Below are 16,718 nucleotides of genomic sequence, written 5' to 3' on the forward strand. Positions count from 1 at the left end.
TGCAACAGGATGGCTGCATCCTGTTGAGCTAAGCTGCCCGATCCATCCCGTCTGGAGATTCATGGTCGGGGCGAGAGGATGGCGATGGGCGACCGTTTGAAATTACCCGAGACGATCCGCTGGGATTACGACATCGCCGAATTATGGGCTGATGGCGTTATCCATGTAGTGGGCGTGACGCTGGCCGTCATCGGCGCCATCGCCATGACCGCCTTTTCCCTGCGCGTCGACCCGCCGCATTTCTTCATCGCGGCGATCATCTATGCCGTCAGCCTCGTCGCGACGCTCGGCATGTCGGCGGTGTATAATATTTGGCCTGTGACGCCGACGAAATGGTTCCTGCGCCGCTTCGACCATGCCATGATCTATTTACTGATTGCGGGGACCTATACCCCCTTCGTCATGAAAATGGGCGGGCAGTCCTGGGTGCTGCTGGCGGCTATCTGGGCGATTGCGCTCATCGGCATGGGGCTGAAGCTCCTCCTGCCGGGCCGCTTCGACCGGCTTTCCATCGTCCTCTATCTGGCGCTCGGGTGGAGCGGCGTGCTCATCTACGACACGATGACCGCCTCGCTTTCCCCCGCCGTCGTCTGGCTCATCGCAGCGGGTGGCATCGTCTACTCGCTGGGCGTGATCTTCCATGTCTGGCGCCGCCTGCGCTTCCAGAACGCGATCTGGCACGGTTTCGTCCTTGCCGGCGCAATGCTGCACTATGGCGCGGTGTTCCATTCGATAGCCATCACCTGACCGGACGTCTCCTTGAAGTCATATACGAATCATATATGCTTCGTATAGCTTTCCAGGAGACGCCCATGGGCATCGTAAAAATCAGCGACGAATTGCATGAGGAACTCCGCAAGGCGAGCGACGTCATGTGCCGCTCCATCAATGCGCAGGCCGAATATTGGATGAAGATCGGCATGCTGGCGCAGGCCAATCCGGACCTTTCCTTCAATGAGATCGTGCAGATGCAATTGCGCGCTGCCGATGTGCATCTCCCGCCCATGCCGCTTCAGCCGTCATGATCAAATCAGCAGCCGATCTGCAAAAAATGGCGGCGGCAGGCTCGCTGCTGGCTTCCGTGTTCACGCTTCTCGACAGGACGAAGCTTGCCGGCATGACGACGATGCAGGTGAACGATCTCGTCGAGGACTATATCACGCGGACCCTGCAGGCGCGACCGGCGAGCAAGGGGCAGTATGACTATCCCTATGTGCTCAACTCATCGAAGAACAAGGTCGTCTGCCACGGCATGCCTTCCGATGACGACATCATCGCCGAAGGCGACATCATTAATTTCGACATCACGCTGGAAAAGGACGGCTTCATCGCCGATTCCAGCAAGACGTATATGGTCGGCGACGTCGCGCCCTTCGCCTCGCGCCTGGTGCGGGTGACCTATGAAGCCCTGTGGAAGGGCATTGCCGCCGTGCGCCCCGGAGCCTTTCTCGGCGACATCGGCCACGCCATCGAGCGCCACGCCAAGCGGAATAGCTACAGCGTTGTCCGCGAATATTGCGGTCACGGCATCGGTCGGCAGATGCATGAGGAACCGCAGGTGCTGCATTTCGGCAAGCCGGGCACCGGGGTTCGGTTACGCGAAGGCATGGTTTTCACCATCGAGCCGATGCTCAATCAGGGTTCAGCCCGGGTGAAGACCGAGGAAGATGGCTGGACGGTCGTTACCCGCGACGGCAAGCTCTCCGCGCAGTTCGAGCATACGGTGGCGGTGACGTCGGATGGGGTGCGTGTGCTGACCTTGCGGCCTGGCGAGGAGAAGATGCTGGCGGGGATCAGGCGGGCGGCTTGATGCGCATTGAGCGATGCGTTTGGCTGAATCGCTAAGCCTTACTTGTTTTGATGGAATCGCCAAGCGCCCTCCCCTTCAAGGGTGAGGGCGCTTGGCACTATTCAGCCAATCACCCCTTACGATCCCGCGCCGCCAGCGTGCGCAACCGCAATGCGTTCAGCTTGATGAAACCCGCCGCGTCCTTCTGGTCATACGCGCCCTGGTCGTCCTCGAAAGTGACGAGCTTGTCGGAATAGAGCGACTTCGGCGATTCGCGGCCGATGACCATGACATTGCCCTTGTAGAGCTTCAGCGTCACTTCGCCCTCTACATTTTTCTGGCTCAAGTCGATGGCAGCCTGCAGCATCTCGCGCTCCGGCGAGAACCAGAAGCCGTAATAGATGAGCTCGGCATAGCGCGGCATCAGCTCGTCCTTCAAATGCGCCGCGCCGCGGTCGAGCGTGATCGATTCGATGGCGCGGTGGGCGGCGAGCAGGATCGTGCCGCCGGGGGTCTCGTAGACGCCGCGCGACTTCATGCCGACGAAGCGGTTCTCGACCAGATCGAGACGGCCGATGCCATTGTCGCGGCCATAATCGTTCAGCTTCGCCAGAAGCGTCGCTGGCGAAAGCCGCTCGCCATTGATTGAAACCGCGTCGCCCTTCTCGAAGCCGATCTTGATGATGGTTGCCTTATCCGGCGCATCCTCCGGGGAAATGGTGCGCATATGTACATATTCCGGCGCGGCTTCCGCCGGGTTCTCCAGCACCTTGCCCTCGGAGGAGGAGTGCAGGAGATTCGCGTCGACGGAGAACGGCGCTTCGCCCTTCTTGTCCTTGGCGACGGGGATCTGGTGCTTTTCGGCGAATTCGAGCAGGTCGGTGCGGCTCTTGAACGACCAGTCGCGCCATGGCGCGATGATCTTGATATCCGGGTTCAGCGCATAGGCGGAAAGCTCGAAGCGCACCTGATCATTGCCCTTGCCGGTCGCGCCATGGGCAATCGCATCCGCGCCAGTCTTTTTGGCGATCTCGATGAGATGCTTGGAGATGAGCGGGCGGGCGATGGAGGTGCCCAGCAGATAGACGCCCTCATAGACGGCATTGGCGCGGAACATCGGGAAGACGAAATCGCGCACGAATTCCTCGCGCACATCTTGAATAAAGATTTCCTTGATGCCCAGCATCTCCGCCTTCTTGCGGGCCGGCTCAAGCTCCTCGCCCTGGCCGAGATCGGCGGTGAAGGTGACGACCTCCGCGCCCAGCTCCGTCTGCAGCCATTTCAGGATGATCGAGGTGTCGAGGCCGCCCGAATAGGCGAGCACGACCTTTTTGACGTCTTTCCACTTGCTCATGTTTTTTGTCCGGTAGGGGATTTATGAGGGTTCGACGGGTCTTTTATCAGCTAGGCGAAAGCGCGCAAGCAACATGCGGACAGGCCGGAAACAAACTATGGCGGCGAAGTCAAAACCGCGTTAGAGTCGGCACTTTCCGGAGCTTGCATCATGTCCTTCATTCCCGATTGGGCCGTCCTCGTCCAGTTCGCCATCGCCACTTTCATCCTAACGATTACGCCGGGACCGGATATGACGCTGTTTGTCGGGCGGGCGCTTGCGCAAGGACGTGCGGCGGGGCTCGCCTGCCTTGCCGGAGCCTGCACGGGCATTGCGATCCATACATCCATGGTGGCGCTCGGCCTTTCCGCGCTGATCGTCGCCTCACCGCAGGCCTTCTTCCTACTCAAAATCGTCGGCGCTGGTTATCTCGTCTGGCTCGCCTTCCAGGCCATCCGCAATGGCTCGGCCTTTTCGCCGGAAAAGAAAGGCGGCAACGGCCCGCAGAGCCTCGCCCGCAACTGGGCGACCGGCCTCGGCATCAATCTGCTCAACCCGAAGATCATCCTGTTCTTCATGACCTTCCTGCCGCAATTCGTCTCGGCCCATGATCCGCATGCGCCGGGCAAGCTGTTCTTCCTCGGCCTGTCCTTCATTCCGCTGTCGCTGCCCTTCGTCATCCCGATGATCCTCGCTGCGGACAAATTCGCGGGATTGCTCAGGAAGAACCCGACCGTGACGCGGATTACGGACTGGCTGTTCGCCGGGGTGTTTTCGGCGTTCGCGATGAAGATTTTGATGACACAGGCGAAGTGAGTCAGCGCCTCGGCCCCGCGCTCCGTCCGGCTATCGCCCAATAGACAAAACCGGCAATGATCCCTGCCACGGCGGCGCTCGTCAGGAAGAGCGCATAGTCCGAAGGGCCGGCCTGCGCGTTCTGGACAATGTTGTAACCGACGATGCCGACGCCCATCAGCAGGCCAGCGAGGCTGTAGAACAGCCAGTCGCGGCGGGCAGCGAATTCAGCCCAGACGATGATGAAGAGCGACGGGACGAAGGTTCCGGCTCCGACATATATGATCGTAAACGGCGTGGCCACGAGGCTCACCTTGAGGAGATTCTCTACCGTGTTCTGATCTGGCGGGCCCTTGACGGCGGCGAAGAGCAAGACGGTAATGACGAAGGCTGCGACGATGACCGCCACCAGCCAGGCGACCGAGGCCAGAATAAAGCGCCAGAGCAGATAAAAGAAGGCGCTCATATGGGCCTGCTCATTCCTCGCCGTGTCCTACGATCATCATGGCCTCCAGCGCCAGGCGGTCCGCCTTGCGCATGCGCTCGGATTCCGATTTCAGCTGGCCACAGGCGGCGAGGATGTCGCGGCCGCGCGGGGTACGGATCGGAGAGGCATAGCCGGCATTGTTGACATAGTCGGCGAAGCGCTCGATCTGCTCCCAGTCGGAGCACTGATAATTCGTGCCCGGCCATGGATTGAACGGGATCAGGTTGATCTTGGCCGGGATGCCCTTCAAGAGCCGCACCAGTTCCTTGGCGTCTTCGAGACTGTCATTGACGTCCTTCAGCATCACATATTCGAAGGTAATGCGGCGGGCGTTCGACAGGCCGGGATAAGCGCGGCAAGCGGCGATCAGCTCTTCCAGCGGGTATTTCTTGTTGATCGGCACCAGCATGTCGCGCAGGTCGTTGCGCACCGCATGGAGCGAGATGGCGAGCATGACGCCGATCTCCTCGCCGGTGCGGTAGATCTCGGGCACGACGCCGGAGGTAGAAAGCGTGATGCGGCGCTTGGAGAGCGAGAGGCCGTCGCCATCGGAGGCGATCAGCAGCGCCTTCTTCACTTCCTCGAAATTATAGAGCGGCTCGCCCATGCCCATCATGACGATATTCGTCACCTTGCGTCCCTCGGCGGGTACGATGGCGCCATCGGGTGTGTCCTTGTCGGGAAAGTCGCCAAGGCGGTCGCGGGCGGCAAGAAGCTGGGCGAGGATTTCCTCGGCGGTCAGATTGCGCACCAGCTTCTGCGTGCCGGTATGGCAGAAGGAGCAGGTGAGCGTGCAGCCGACCTGGCTGGAAATGCACAGCGTGCCGCGCCCTTCCTCGGGGATGTAGACGGTCTCGATTTCGACGGGTCGCCCAGCACCGCGCGGCGGAAACCGGAACAGCCATTTGCGGGTGCCGTCATTGGAAATCTGCTCGTCGACGATTTCCGGACGCGCGATGGAGAAATGCTGCGCGAGAAGCGCGCGCATATCCTTGGAGATGTTGAGCATGTCGGCGAAGTCAGACACGCCGCGCACATAAAGCCAGTGCCACAATTGCGCGACGCGCATTTTCACCTGGCGCTCCGGCACACCGATGCCGGCCAGCGCCTCGCCCATCTCCTCGCGCGTCAGCCCCACCAGTGAGGGCTTGGGTGCCAAGGTGGCGCGGGCGGTGGCGGCAAGCGCGTCCCGTGCGGAAGGAACGGTCAGGTCAAACGAAATGGACATCGGCTTTCAACATTCGAGAATTTCGGTTATATGGGCGCTCGCCCATGGCAGCGCCAGTCGCGGGCGCATCTTGCGCGGCTCTTAGCATGGAATTGGGGCGTAGTCATCCTGGCACCCCTCCTTCCCCCTCGCGGGGAAGGAGGGGTGCCAAGGCCTGCAAAGCAAAAAGGCCGGAGTCACCTCCAGCCTTTCGTGCCTACTGCCGTGCCAGCGCTCACTTACATTTCTGAATAGCCGCCAGCGCTGCGGAAATGCCCTTCAGCGAATAAGTATAGCTGGTATTGGTGCCGCGCTTGGAGACGGCCTTGACGGTCATGTCCGAGCCGCCGCGCATGGCGGCGATCAGTTGCGGCTCCTCGGCTGCGTTCTCCATCCAGCCGGACTTACCGTTGACGAACATGGTGAAGCTGCGGTTGCCCACGCTCACCGTGACCTTGGAATCGGGCTTCAGCTCGTAACCCGCCATGAATTGCGGCTCGAAGGAGACATTCTGGCCGGGCTTCTGGCTGACGAGGAAAAAATTATCGCCGTGATCGACGCTGGCTGGCGCCTTCTGGGTCGGCACCGACAGGACATAGCAGACCTTGCCATTGCCCGACTGGTAGCTGTAGGCGCCCCAAGCGTTGAACTGGCTGATCTGGCTCGGGGTCTGCGCGAGTGCCGTGCCCGCCATCCCCATCATGAACACAGAAGCCGCGACGATCGATTTTCCAAGCATGTTCCTACCGGTTCTCTTTCGTTTGCTTCATACCCGAATCCGGGACGGCTGCCGCTATCCGCGCCTCCCCGTTCAAATTCCCGATTAATTTGACTTAATCTGGGTTACGAAACGGTGAAGTTTTGCGGACGCGCACGCTTTTCTCACACGAAAAAGCTCTAGAAGCCCCTGAAGCGATTTTGCTCCGGTAAGGTTCTCCAAAAGAAAGCGGCGAGAATGTGTTTCCGTAAAATGCCGGATGTCTATCCTTAATATTTGGTTAATCCAGCTTCGAAAGCGCCGCGCGGGCCGCCTCTCGGTGGGCCGGCGTGATATGGGAACGCACGGCGTTCAAGGCCGTCATCAGCACCGCCACATCGTCCGTAAAGCCGAAAGGCAGGAGAAAATCGGGAACGAAATCGAGGGGCAGCACGAAATAGGCGAGCGCCGCCATCAGCGTCAGGCGCACGCGGCGCGGCGTATGCGGATCGAGCGCGCAGTAATAGGCGGCCACCACCTCCTCCATGAAGGGGATGTAGCGGGCCGCCTTGCGCACCGTCTTCCAGAAAGCCTTGCGCACGCGGTTTTCCCGCTCGCGCTGGTTTTCCTCGCTGCCGGGCTCCAGAATCTCACCGATCTTGACCTTGTCCATCATTCTCATCTCCGGATGGAAGCCGATCAAACATGGGAAGCCCGGCTCCCGCCCGCAAGAGGAGCCGGTATGTGGTCAAAACGTCCATTGCGCGTCCAGATAGCGCGGGGAGGACTGGCGGCGCGATTGCAGCGGCCATGCCTCCTCGACCACATAAGGACCGCCGCCGACCGAATCGCGTGAGGACATCAGTACGAAACGCCCGACCCGGAAGGGCACGGTGGCGAAATTGCCGCGGGAGGAGAGATAGCGCGCCACATCCTCGTCGCGGACATTTTTCAGCCGGGCGAGCGTGACATGCGGCGTGAACTTGCGCGGATCGGCGGGAAGCCCGAGCCGCTGGCAGATGCGCTCGATTTCCGCCTGCAGGGCAAAGAGATCGGGCGACGGCGCAACGCCCGCATAGACACTGTGCGGCTTTTTCGAGCCGAACGCGCCGACGCCGGAAAGGCTCAACATGAATTCCGGACGGCTGACACGGTCGAGCGCGTTGGCGACCTCGTCGGCCACATGGCCTTCGATGTCACCGAAGAAGCGCAAGGTGATGTGGTAGTTCTCGACATCGATCCAGCGTGCGCCGATAAGGCCGCCTCGTAACAGCGAGAGCGAAAGCGCGGCGTCACGCGGAATTTCGAGGGCAGTGAAAAGACGCGGCATGGCATCCTCCTCGAATCGTTCTACCCCTCTACCGAAACACCGAATGGAGGCAAGAGCAAGCCGTTTATTCCAGCGTGTCCCGGCAGGGTGAACAAGCGATGCTCAGTTTTCCTTCGATTTGAACTCTTTCAGCACCTTCTCCATGACAGGCAGGAAGCCCTCGACCATGCGCGCCACACCTTGGGCATTGGGATGCATTCCATCATCCAGCACCATGGTCTTTTGCGCCGCGACGCCATCGAGGAAGAAGGGATAAAGCGGCAGGCCGTATTTTTCCGCCAGGGCCGGGTAGAGGGCGTTGAAGCGCTCGTCATAGGCCTTGCCCATATTGGGCGGGGCGAGCATTCCGGCGAGAACCACGGTCATGCCGCGGTCTTTCAGGCGCGTGATCATGGTCTCGAGATTCTTCTCGGCGATATCTGGCGCGATCCCGCGCAGCGCATCGTTGGCGCCAAGTTCCAGAATCACGATGTCCGTGCCATCGGGGATGGACCAGTCGAGCCGGGCAAGGCCGCCCGCCGTGGTATCGCCCGATACGCCGGCATTGTCGATTGTCACGTTGTAGCCCGCCTTCTTCAGCGCCTCCTCCAGCCGGGCGGGGAAAGCGTCCTGCGGCGGCAATTGATAGCCGGCCATGAGACTGTCGCCGAAGCCGACGATGCGGATCGGCTTGCCATCTTCAGAAGCGCTCGTCTGAGCCTCGGCCATCGGCACGAGGATAAGGCTGAAAAGGACGAACGATGCGGCCATTATGCCGGCAATAAATGCATGTACTGGTTTGAATCTCATCGGCGGCAACCCATATCAAAATTCCTTCCTCATGCGATGTCCCGCATGACAGTCCCGAACATATAGGAAAGACTTGCCCGTGACAGAACCCGTGATCGCTCTCGACAATGTGCATCTGACCCTGGGGAGCGGCGCTTCGACGGTCCATGTCCTCAAAGGCGTGTCGCTGACAATCGAGGCGGGGGAATCGGTGGGCATTGTCGGCCCGTCCGGCTCGGGCAAATCGACGCTGCTGATGGTGCTGGCGGGCCTGGAACGGATCGACAGCGGCACGGTGTCGATATCAGGCGCGCGGCTCGACAATATGAGCGAAGATGAGGCGGCGGCCTTCCGCGGGCGCAATGTCGGCATTGTCTTCCAGTCCTTCCACCTCATCCCCAACATGACCGCGCTTGAAAACGCCGCTGTACCGCTGGAACTGGCGGGCCAGACGGATGCCTTCGACATCGCGGCGCGCGAACTGAAGGCCGTCGGGCTTGAGCATCGTATGTCGCATTATCCGGGCGAACTCTCGGGCGGCGAACAGCAGCGCGTGGCGATTGCGCGGGCGCTCGCGCCTTCGCCGAAGATCCTGATCGCCGACGAGCCGACCGGCAATCTCGACGCGGCCACCGGCGCGAAAATCGCCGACCTTCTCTTCCAGGCGCAGCGCGAGCAAGGGTTGACGCTGGTGCTCGTCACGCACGATCCTGCGCTAGCCGCGCGCTGCGACCGCGAAATCCACATCCGCTCCGGGCAGATCGAACCTGACAGTGCCGGCGCCGCTCCACAGCGTATCGTGGCGGCCGGCCGATGAGCACAGGTCCTTCTTTCCGTCTCGCGCTGCGCTTCGCCTTGCGTGAAATGCGCGGTGGTCTCTCGGGTTTTTACATCTTCCTCGCCTGTATCGCGCTCGGTGTCGCGGCCATCGGCGGCGTCAATTCCGTGGCGCAGTCGATCGGCGGGGCCATCGCCACGCAGGGGCAATCGATCCTCGGCGGCGACATGCGGTTCGAACTGAACCAGCGCGAGGTGTCGCCTGATGAGCGCGCCTTTCTCACCTCGCACGGGCGGCTCGCCGACAGCGCATCCATGCGTTCAATGGCGCGGCTTCCCGATGGCTCGGACCAGTCGCTGGTCGAGGTGAAGGCGGTGGACGAGGCCTATCCGCTATACGGCACGTTCAAGACCGAGCCGGCACTGCCGCATGACGCTCTTTTCGGCGAGAAGAACGGCGCCTATGGCGCAGCGACGACGCAGCTTCTGCTCGACCGGCTGGGGCTCAAGCTCGGCGACCGGGTGGAGCTTGGGCAGGCGACGTTCGAACTGCGCGCCATCATCACGGACGAGCCGGACATGCTTTCGGACGGCTTCGGCTTTGCGCCGCGCTTCATGGTTTCGCTCGATGGGCTGCGCGCGTCCGGGCTCATCCAGCCGGGCAGCCTTGTCGAGCATGTCTACAAGATCGCCCTGGCCGCCGGCGCGACCGATGCGGACATCAGGGCCATCGAAGCCCAGGCGCAGCAGAAGTTTCCGGAAGCGGGGTGGAGCATCCGCACACGCAGCAATGCCTCCCCTGCCCTATCAGCCAATATTGAGCGCTTCTCGCAGTTCCTGACGCTGGTGGGACTGACGGCGCTGATCGTCGGCGGCGTGGGCGTCGCCAATGCCGTGCGCGCCTATCTCGACGGCAAGCGCGGCGTCATCGCCACGTTCAAATCCTTGGGCGCGCCCGCCAATTTCGTGCTCATCGTTTACCTCATCCAAATCCTCATCATCGCGCTCATCGGCATCGCCATCGGCCTGTTGCTCGCCATCGCCGCGCCCTATGCTGCAGCGGCGGCGCTTTCCTCCGTCCTGCCGGTGGCGAGCGCGGCGGGGGTCTATCCGGGCGCTCTGGCGATGGCGGCGGTCTTCGGCGTGGTGACGACGCTCGCCTTCGCCATTCTGCCGCTCGGACGCGCCCGCGATATTCCCGCGACCGCGCTTTTCCGCGAGCAGGGCTTCGACCAGCGCGGCTGGCCGCGCGCGGTCTATCTCTTTGCTGCGGCGGGATTGATCCTACTGCTGGCGGCGCTTGCCATCCACTTCGCCTATGACCGGAGGATCGCGACGATCTTCATCGTCTCCACGGCCCTCGCTTTCCTGGTACTGCGGGCGGTCGCGACAAGCGTACAGTGGCTGGCGCGCCGCGCGCCGCGGGTGCGCTCCACAGCGCTCAGGCTCGCCATCGGCAATATTCACCGCCCCGGCGCGCTGACGCCCTCGGTGATCCTGTCGCTCGGCCTCGGGCTGACGCTGCTGGTAGCGCTGACGCTCATCGACGGCAATCTGCGCCGCCAGATATCCGAAAGCATCCCGGAGCACGCGCCCAACTTCTTCTTCGTTGATATCCAGAGCGCGGAGATCGACAATTTCAGGAAGCTGCTGCAAGAGGCCGCGCCCGGCGGTAAGGTCGTCAGCGCGCCGATGCTGCGCGGGCGCATCGTGGCGCTCAACGGAATCGATGTGTCCAAGCTCACCATCCCGCCCGAGGGCGCATGGGTGCTACGCGGCGACCGGGGCATCACCTATGCGCAAAACATTCCCGAAAACTCGACGCTGAGCGAAGGGCAGTGGTGGCCTAAAGATTATACGGGCGAGCCGCTCGTCTCCTTTTCAGCCCAAGAAGGGAAGGAACTCGGCCTGAAACTCGGCGACACGGTGACGGTCAACGTGCTCGGGCGTAACATCACGGCCAAGATCGCCAATTTCCGGCAGGTGCAGTGGGAATCGCTGGCGATCAATTTCGTCATGGTGTTTTCGCCCAACAGCTTTGCCGGTGCACCCCATGCATGGCTGGCGACGCTGACGGAGCCCAGCGCTTCGCCGGAACAGGAAGCCAATGTTCTGCGCACGGTGACGCGGGCCTTCCCCGCCGTGACCTCCGTGCGAGTCAAGGACGCCATCGATGTCGCCAACGATCTGGTGGGTCAGCTTGCGACCGCCATCCGCGCGGCGGCGGCCGTCGCGCTCGGCGCCTCGGTGCTGGTGCTGGGCGGGGCGCTTGCGGCGGGCAACCGGGCGCGCACCCATGACGCGGTGGTGCTGAAGACGCTGGGCGCCACGCGGCGGACGCTGATCAAGGCATTTTCGCTGGAATATCTGATGCTGGGACTGGCGACGGCTGTCTTCGCGCTCATCGCGGGCGGCGTCGCCGGCTGGTATGTGGTGGCGCGCGTCATGCAATTGCAGGCGCAATTCCTGCCCGATGTGGCGCTGATGACGGTGGCGATCGCGCTGGTGCTGACGGTCGGCTTCGGCCTGCTCGGCACATGGCGCATATTAGGCCAAAAAGCCGCTTCGGTGCTGCGGAATCCATAAAAACGCAATAAATTGGGGCCAGAATGGTTGTCGCTGGCCCCAAAACAGCTTTTTCAGCCGCATGATCCTATTCGAAAAGCCTGCAACTTTTCGGAATCATGCTCGCGACACTTGTGAAGGCACCTTTGAATCCCCATAATCTTGGGCAGGTATGCTGGGGTCCCGCCAGCGGCGCCCGGGGAGTGCCCCCGATACCGGACGGGACAACGCAAGAGGAAAACCATGGTTGACTATCGAAACATGCAAGCGAGAAGCCCGGCCGGCGTCCGTGTAGACACTGGCGTCGATCAGGGCCTTCGCAGCTATATGCTGGGCGTCTACAATATGATGGCCCTGGGCCTTGCCGTCACCGGCATCGCGGCTCTCGGCACATCGGTACTTGCCCAATCGAACCCGGCCTTTGCCCAGCTTCTTTACGCCAGCCCGCTGCGCTGGGTGATCATGCTGGCTCCGCTGATCGCCGTGTTCTTCCTGAGCTTCCGCATCGAGAATTTTAGCGTCGGCGCGGCGCGGGTGACCTTCTGGGTCTATGCCGCCCTGGTCGGCCTGTCGCTTTCGTCGATCTTCCTGGTCTTCACCGGCCAGAGCATCGTGCGAACCTTCTTCGTGACCGCCGCGTCCTTCGGCGCGCTGTCGCTCTACGGCTATACGACCAAGCGTGATCTTTCCGCGATGGGCTCGTTCCTGATGATGGGCGTGTTCGGCCTCATCCTCGCGTCCATCGTGAACATCTTCCTCGGCTCGACTGCGCTGCAGTTCGCCGTTTCGGTGCTCGGTGTTCTCATCTTCGCAGGGCTGACGGCGTATGACACGCAGTCGATCAAGGAGATGTATTTCGAGGGCGACTCGTCCGACACGATGGGCCGCAAGATCGTGATGGGCGCGCTCAGGCTCTATCTCGACTTCATCAACATGTTCATGTTCCTGCTGCAGTTCATGGGCAACAACCGGAACTGATTTTTCTGGACCAAGGATTGAAGAAAGGGCAGCGGAAACGCTGCCCTTTTTGTTTCCAGGGATCGCCCTCCTTCCCCTTGCGGGGAAGGAGGCGCTATACCTCAACCAGCCGCAAGCTCTTGTCGAACACGCGCAAGACCCGCTCCAGTTCGTGGCCGCGCTTGAGGATGAGACCGCTGGCGGCGATGACCGAATAGGCTCCCTGGCGCTGCGCCAGCTTCGGGTTCTTTTCGATGCGGAACAGGGGGATTTCGCTGGCGCGGCGAAAGATGGAGAAAACGGCGCGGTCGCTCAGGTGATCGATGGCGTAGTCGCGCCACTCGCCGGATGCCACCATTCGCCCGTAAATGCGCAGGATTTTATCGAGTTCGTGGCGGTTGAAGGTTACCGGCAGGACCTGTTGCCGCGCCCTTGCCGCATCGATGGATATCGCCGAAGCTTCGATCTGCGATGAACCTCTGTTTCCGCCGTCCATCATATCCTCTTCGCTCGAGCATAGTCAGGCGCGGGCCGCCCTCCGGCCTGCACCGGAACCACATGACAGTTCCATGACTAGAAGGTGAAACCTCGCACCTGGCTTTTCAAGCCAAAATGCGCAATTGCTTTGAAAATTCGCAAGCTCTCACGAAACGCTACACCGTGTTGCCATAGGTTACGGCCCGCCACATTTTCGCCTTTTGCCGTTCGCATTGCAGCCCAATTATGCCAGCAACATCCCTCTCGTTGCCTGAGACGGTTCGGTCTGGACACGCTCAACCCCAAGCCCCCCGCCCAATGGGCTGTCCGGACCGAACCAGCAGCATTCAGGATGGTGAAAACCACTCAGCTTTTCACCATCCGCAACGGCAACAGCCACGAAAGCTTCAGGCTGGCAATGCGCCGGCCTCTTTTTTTGCATCAACCATCACTCGAAAAGTTTGTCAGGCCTGCGCCGGAGCATGGCGGCGCCCAGAATGCCGCCCAGGCGGTTGTCGTAACCGACTTCCTGCAGCAGCACGGCGCAGCCTGAGGCCTTCTTCTTCGAAAGCTCCGAAGCCGGGATTTCCACGCGCAGCGGCTTACCGTCCCACATGCCGATCGTTTCGATATCGCGGACCGCGTTGCGGTAGGTGACCGAGCGTCCCCTGTTGTCGCCCTTGCCGATGGGGACGGTTATCTTGTCATCAAAATAGGCCACGAGAAGATGAACAGGGGTGTCCGGTTTCCTGCCCGCGCCTGCCTCGATGACGAGGCGCTGGCCGTCTTGCCTGCTGATCGAAACAGGTACGCTGAGGCCGCCGGGACCGTCAGCCAGCCTTGCAATACCTGCCTTTATGCTCTTCGCGTCATTGCCGTTGAGCTCGGTGCGGCCGTTGAGAATGACTTGGGGGGTATAGATCATTCGCGCTTTCAGCGCATTGCGATAGGCATTCTGCCGCGCCGTGTTCTCAGAGGTGGCGAGCGTGTCGCGCCAGCCGAGATAATCCCAATAGTCGACGTGGAAGGCGAGCGTCACGAGATCCGTGCGCTTGGCGAGCTCGCTCAATGTGGCATCGGCGGGAGGGCAGGAAACGCAGCCCTGGCTGGTAAAAAGCTCCACTACGCCGCGCGTAGCGGACAAAGGCGGCGCTGCATACGCATCGTCGGCATAAGCCGGGGACAGTTGCGCCGCGATGGAAAGGAGGCCTGCGAACAGCAGGAGGTTCCAATCGCGCGCGGATGGAACAGAAAAATATCGGCCCCATGGATAATAGTCGGCGATCGGTTCCAAGGCTCTCTCCGGCTCTCACCATCTTACGCAAATTGTAGGGGACCTCTACTTTTACGCGACCGGCCGATCAAGGGGAAGTCACGTTGAGGTTATCGATGGGGCCTTGCTTAACGCTTCATCAACCACGAATGAGGCAAAGTCGCCTTATTCGTTGTGTTTGGGGTCGTGTAGCATCCATGTCGAGAGAACCGGATTATCTGAACCGCCGGGCATTCATCTTCGGGGCCGGGGCGGTGGCGCTTACTGGCGCGACTGGATGTTCCCAGACTTTTGACATGTCGGGCCTCAATCTCGACACCATGCCCACAGGGGCGATCCGCCCGCAGATCAGCGTCGACAAGGCGGTCACCACGCCAGATGTCATGTATGCTGCGGTGCAGGAGGGACCTTACTCCCTGCCGGCCATTCCCTACGAGAAAGTGCCGAAGCAGTTCCGCCGCCAGATCGTTCCCGATCCCACGGGCGAAGCGCCCGGCACCATCGTGGTTAGCCTGAAGGACCGCTATCTCTATCTGGTACAGCCGGGCGGCGATGCCATCCGCTACGGCGTCGGCATTGGCAAGGACGGCTTCCGCTGGTCGGGCCGCGCCAATGTGCAATATAAGAAGCAATGGCCGCGCTGGACGCCGCCGCCGGAGATGATCCAGCGCAAGCCCGAGCTCGAGCAATATCGCAACGGTATGGAGCCGGGCCCGCAGAATCCGCTCGGCGCCCGCGCGCTCTATATTTTCAAGAACGGTGCCGACACCGGCTATCGCATCCATGGCTCGCCGGAATGGTGGTCCATCGGACAGGCGATGTCTTCCGGCTGCGTGCGGCTGATGAACCAGGATATCATCGACCTCTATAACCGCGTGCCGGGCAAGGCGCCCATTGTCGTCGGGTAAAAGGTCTTTCGAGCCGGCCTTCGGTTCGGCTCAGGCGGCGATGCCTTCCGCATAGGTGCGGTTCCGTCCGGCCTTCTTGGCGGCGTAGAGGATGCCGTCGGCGCGCTTCACCGCGGCCCATAAGTCTTCGTCTTCGCGCAAGCCGGTGATGCCGAAACTGCAGGTGATGATCTGCGTCGAGGCGACCTTGTCGAAATGCTGGTTCTGCACCGCCTTGCGGATGCGCTCGGCGAAAAGATAAGCGTTTTCCACCGCCATTCCCGCCAGAACCAAAACGAACTCCTCGCCGCCGATCCGGGCGACGAGATCGGTGGCGCGGGTCGATTTTTTTAGAATCCGGGTGAAATGGATCAGCACGGCATCGCCCGCTGCATGGCCATAGGTGTCGTTGATGCTCTTGAAGTAATCGAGATCGCAGACGATGACGCTCGCCCTCTGGCCGCAATTTGCGAGAAGTTGCGGAAGCTGCGCGTCCAGTCCCCTGCGGTTCAGCGCGCCGGTGAGTGGGTCCGTATCCCGCTCGCTGCGAAGAGCGATGACGATGTCGGCCCCGGAAATGGTGATCAATCCGAGGGCGAAAGCCGCACCCACGATGGTGACGGAGCCTTTGGTCCAATGCCAAAAGCTGCTCATGGATAGTTCCTGCAGACGCTCGGCCGGCGGAAGGTGAGCGATTGCCGTCACTGACCCGATCGTCAGATATGTGCTGATAAAGAATTGCAGGCCCATGACCAGGACCAGCCAGAAGAGCAGGCGGTCCGTGACAGCACCCTGCCGGAGAAATCCCGCCCGTGCCGCGAGAAAAAGAAAAATTGTGCCCATCCCGAAGTGGAGAATATAGATCCGGGCAATCAGATTCCGGTCTATTGCATAGAAATAGGTGATCGGTATCAGGATGGTGAAAAAGGTCGCCGCGTAAAATCCCCGCGGCAGGGTACGGTTCGATCTGGCCAGGATGCCGTGGACCAGGAGCAGACCTCCGCCGACGAAGAGCGAGCCGGAAAGCACCGCGTTCTGGCCCGAGTCGGATGGAAAATGGGCGAATTGCGAGAGCATCCCCAGGCTGAAAGCGAGAAATGCCGCGCCATAAGTGATGAGAAAATTATATTTGCGCTCCGGCAGGACAACCCGGCAGGCAGCCCAGATTCCAAAAAACGCCAGGCTGAAAATAATCAGCAATATCGGGGCGACGAATATCATCGTTTCATGAATGCCCGGGAGAGCGGCACAAGCGCCGCGGGAAGATAACTAAACCCGACACTACGAATTTTCTAAGCCGAATAGTTTTCATTTCTAAGGCTGGTGGAATACGCGGATCGGATTTCCACCGAAATTACATGTGGCGTTCAGGTTTT

General features: G+C 61.1%; 18 protein-coding genes. 8 read left to right on the plus strand and 10 right to left on the minus strand.

Annotated features, from left to right (window positions below):
* Positions 1–84 precede the first annotated feature (84 nt).
* The 3 genes from trhA to map all read left to right on the plus strand — a co-directional run bounded on the left by trhA (position 85) and on the right by map (position 1,810).
* Positions 85–747 (plus strand): PAQR family membrane homeostasis protein TrhA, encoded by a 663-nt coding sequence (trhA, locus tag ACOWVG_RS04540; RefSeq protein ID WP_420960319.1) that lies wholly within the window; start codon positions 85–87, stop codon positions 745–747.
* 65 nt (positions 748–812) lie between these two features.
* The gene (locus tag ACOWVG_RS04545; protein ID WP_420960320.1) at positions 813–1,025 is read left to right on the plus strand and encodes a ParD-like family protein; all 213 of its coding nucleotides are present in this window, start codon (positions 813–815) and stop codon (positions 1,023–1,025) included.
* Positions 1,022–1,810 carry a type I methionyl aminopeptidase gene (gene map, locus ACOWVG_RS04550; RefSeq protein WP_420960321.1) on the plus strand — a complete coding sequence of 263 codons (789 nt, stop codon included), beginning with the start codon at positions 1,022–1,024 and terminating at the stop codon, positions 1,808–1,810. The genes ACOWVG_RS04545 and map overlap by 4 nt, the downstream gene beginning before the upstream one ends.
* 109 nt (positions 1,811–1,919) lie before the next feature.
* Here the strand turns inward: map and ACOWVG_RS04555 are convergent, their stop codons facing one another.
* Complete coding sequence (locus ACOWVG_RS04555) at positions 1,920–3,143, minus strand: argininosuccinate synthase (RefSeq protein ID WP_420960322.1); 1,224 nt, start codon at positions 3,141–3,143, stop codon at positions 1,920–1,922.
* A gap of 150 nt (positions 3,144–3,293) precedes the next feature.
* On the opposite strand from ACOWVG_RS04555, the gene ACOWVG_RS04560 reads away from it, so the two are divergent.
* Positions 3,294–3,938 carry a LysE family translocator gene (locus tag ACOWVG_RS04560; RefSeq protein WP_420960323.1) on the plus strand — a complete coding sequence of 215 codons (645 nt, stop codon included), beginning with the start codon at positions 3,294–3,296 and terminating at the stop codon, positions 3,936–3,938.
* 1 nt (position 3,939) lies between these two features.
* On the opposite strand, the gene ACOWVG_RS04565 is transcribed toward ACOWVG_RS04560, so the two are convergent.
* From ACOWVG_RS04565 to ACOWVG_RS04590, 6 genes are all read right to left on the minus strand, one after another.
* Positions 3,940–4,383: a hypothetical protein gene (locus tag ACOWVG_RS04565; RefSeq protein WP_420960324.1), complete on the minus strand. Its 444-nt coding sequence runs from the start codon at positions 4,381–4,383 to the stop codon at positions 3,940–3,942.
* A gap of 10 nt (positions 4,384–4,393) precedes the next feature.
* Entirely contained in the window at positions 4,394–5,632 is a 1,239-nt protein-coding gene (gene rlmN, locus ACOWVG_RS04570; RefSeq protein ID WP_420960325.1) for a 23S rRNA (adenine(2503)-C(2))-methyltransferase RlmN, read from the minus strand.
* Positions 5,633–5,846: 214 nt separating this feature from the next.
* Positions 5,847–6,350 (minus strand): invasion associated locus B family protein, encoded by a 504-nt coding sequence (locus ACOWVG_RS04575; protein ID WP_420960326.1) that lies wholly within the window; start codon positions 6,348–6,350, stop codon positions 5,847–5,849.
* A gap of 259 nt (positions 6,351–6,609) precedes the next feature.
* A complete protein-coding gene (locus ACOWVG_RS04580; protein WP_420960778.1) occupies positions 6,610–6,981 on the minus strand; it encodes a YkvA family protein in 372 nt (123 codons plus the stop codon).
* A gap of 75 nt (positions 6,982–7,056) precedes the next feature.
* A complete protein-coding gene (gene thpR, locus ACOWVG_RS04585) occupies positions 7,057–7,638 on the minus strand; it encodes an RNA 2',3'-cyclic phosphodiesterase (RefSeq protein WP_420960327.1) in 582 nt (193 codons plus the stop codon).
* A 102-nt stretch (positions 7,639–7,740) separates the two neighbouring features.
* The gene (locus tag ACOWVG_RS04590) at positions 7,741–8,427 is read right to left on the minus strand and encodes an arylesterase (RefSeq protein ID WP_420960328.1); all 687 of its coding nucleotides are present in this window, start codon (positions 8,425–8,427) and stop codon (positions 7,741–7,743) included.
* 79 nt (positions 8,428–8,506) lie between these two features.
* Here ACOWVG_RS04590 and ACOWVG_RS04595 point away from each other — a divergent pair, with 79 nt between their 5' ends.
* The 3 genes from ACOWVG_RS04595 to ACOWVG_RS04605 all read left to right on the plus strand — a co-directional run bounded on the left by ACOWVG_RS04595 (position 8,507) and on the right by ACOWVG_RS04605 (position 12,726).
* Positions 8,507–9,223, plus strand: coding sequence for an ABC transporter ATP-binding protein (locus ACOWVG_RS04595; RefSeq protein WP_420960329.1), 717 nt, complete (start codon positions 8,507–8,509; stop codon positions 9,221–9,223).
* On the plus strand, positions 9,220–11,769 hold the full coding sequence (locus ACOWVG_RS04600) for an ABC transporter permease (RefSeq protein ID WP_420960330.1): 2,550 nt from the start codon (positions 9,220–9,222) through the stop codon (positions 11,767–11,769). Before ACOWVG_RS04595 ends, ACOWVG_RS04600 begins: the two co-directional genes overlap by 4 nt.
* A 222-nt stretch (positions 11,770–11,991) precedes the next feature.
* Positions 11,992–12,726, plus strand: coding sequence for a Bax inhibitor-1/YccA family protein (locus ACOWVG_RS04605; protein ID WP_420960332.1), 735 nt, complete (start codon positions 11,992–11,994; stop codon positions 12,724–12,726).
* 94 nt (positions 12,727–12,820) lie between these two features.
* Here ACOWVG_RS04605 and ACOWVG_RS04610 read toward each other — a convergent pair whose 3' ends face one another.
* Both ACOWVG_RS04610 and ACOWVG_RS04615 read right to left on the minus strand, forming a co-directional pair.
* Positions 12,821–13,201, minus strand: a complete 381-nt coding sequence (locus tag ACOWVG_RS04610; protein ID WP_420960334.1) for a DUF2794 domain-containing protein — start codon at positions 13,199–13,201, stop codon at positions 12,821–12,823.
* Positions 13,202–13,630: 429 nt separating this feature from the next.
* Complete coding sequence (locus tag ACOWVG_RS04615) at positions 13,631–14,476, minus strand: DUF1223 domain-containing protein (protein WP_420960335.1); 846 nt, start codon at positions 14,474–14,476, stop codon at positions 13,631–13,633.
* Between the two features lie 176 nt (positions 14,477–14,652).
* Here ACOWVG_RS04615 and ACOWVG_RS04620 point away from each other — a divergent pair, with 176 nt between their 5' ends.
* Positions 14,653–15,363 carry a L,D-transpeptidase gene (locus tag ACOWVG_RS04620; RefSeq protein ID WP_420960336.1) on the plus strand — a complete coding sequence of 237 codons (711 nt, stop codon included), beginning with the start codon at positions 14,653–14,655 and terminating at the stop codon, positions 15,361–15,363.
* A gap of 30 nt (positions 15,364–15,393) precedes the next feature.
* Here ACOWVG_RS04620 and ACOWVG_RS04625 read toward each other — a convergent pair whose 3' ends face one another.
* A complete protein-coding gene (locus ACOWVG_RS04625) occupies positions 15,394–16,563 on the minus strand; it encodes a diguanylate cyclase domain-containing protein (RefSeq protein WP_420960337.1) in 1,170 nt (389 codons plus the stop codon).
* Positions 16,564–16,718: the final 155 nt, after the last annotated feature.

This window comes from Brucella sp. IR073 (assembly GCF_049065735.1).
In the GTDB taxonomy this organism is placed as follows: Bacteria; Pseudomonadota; Alphaproteobacteria; order Rhizobiales; family Rhizobiaceae; genus Paramesorhizobium.

What these genes read in the sequence shown, in the direction of transcription:
- ACOWVG_RS04590 (WP_420960328.1), bottom strand. Translation starts at nt 8,427, where the DNA reads ATGAGATTCAAACCAGTACATGCATTTATTGCCGGCATAATGGCCGCA.
- ACOWVG_RS04610 (WP_420960334.1), bottom strand. Translation starts at nt 13,201, where the DNA reads ATGGACGGCGGAAACAGAGGTTCATCGCAGATCGAAGCTTCGGCGATA.
- rlmN (WP_420960325.1), bottom strand. Translation starts at nt 5,632, where the DNA reads ATGTCCATTTCGTTTGACCTGACCGTTCCTTCCGCACGGGACGCGCTT.
- ACOWVG_RS04560 (WP_420960323.1), top strand. Translation starts at nt 3,294, where the DNA reads ATGTCCTTCATTCCCGATTGGGCCGTCCTCGTCCAGTTCGCCATCGCC.
- map (WP_420960321.1), top strand. Translation starts at nt 1,022, where the DNA reads ATGATCAAATCAGCAGCCGATCTGCAAAAAATGGCGGCGGCAGGCTCG.
- trhA (WP_420960319.1), top strand. Translation starts at nt 85, where the DNA reads ATGGGCGACCGTTTGAAATTACCCGAGACGATCCGCTGGGATTACGAC.
- thpR (WP_420960327.1), bottom strand. Translation starts at nt 7,638, where the DNA reads ATGCCGCGTCTTTTCACTGCCCTCGAAATTCCGCGTGACGCCGCGCTT.
- ACOWVG_RS04605 (WP_420960332.1), top strand. Translation starts at nt 11,992, where the DNA reads ATGGTTGACTATCGAAACATGCAAGCGAGAAGCCCGGCCGGCGTCCGT.
- ACOWVG_RS04545 (WP_420960320.1), top strand. Translation starts at nt 813, where the DNA reads ATGGGCATCGTAAAAATCAGCGACGAATTGCATGAGGAACTCCGCAAG.
- ACOWVG_RS04555 (WP_420960322.1), bottom strand. Translation starts at nt 3,143, where the DNA reads ATGAGCAAGTGGAAAGACGTCAAAAAGGTCGTGCTCGCCTATTCGGGC.
- ACOWVG_RS04625 (WP_420960337.1), bottom strand. Translation starts at nt 16,563, where the DNA reads ATGATATTCGTCGCCCCGATATTGCTGATTATTTTCAGCCTGGCGTTT.
- ACOWVG_RS04600 (WP_420960330.1), top strand. Translation starts at nt 9,220, where the DNA reads ATGAGCACAGGTCCTTCTTTCCGTCTCGCGCTGCGCTTCGCCTTGCGT.
- ACOWVG_RS04580 (WP_420960778.1), bottom strand. Translation starts at nt 6,981, where the DNA reads ATGGACAAGGTCAAGATCGGTGAGATTCTGGAGCCCGGCAGCGAGGAA.
- ACOWVG_RS04565 (WP_420960324.1), bottom strand. Translation starts at nt 4,383, where the DNA reads ATGAGCGCCTTCTTTTATCTGCTCTGGCGCTTTATTCTGGCCTCGGTC.
- ACOWVG_RS04575 (WP_420960326.1), bottom strand. Translation starts at nt 6,350, where the DNA reads ATGCTTGGAAAATCGATCGTCGCGGCTTCTGTGTTCATGATGGGGATG.
- ACOWVG_RS04620 (WP_420960336.1), top strand. Translation starts at nt 14,653, where the DNA reads ATGTCGAGAGAACCGGATTATCTGAACCGCCGGGCATTCATCTTCGGG.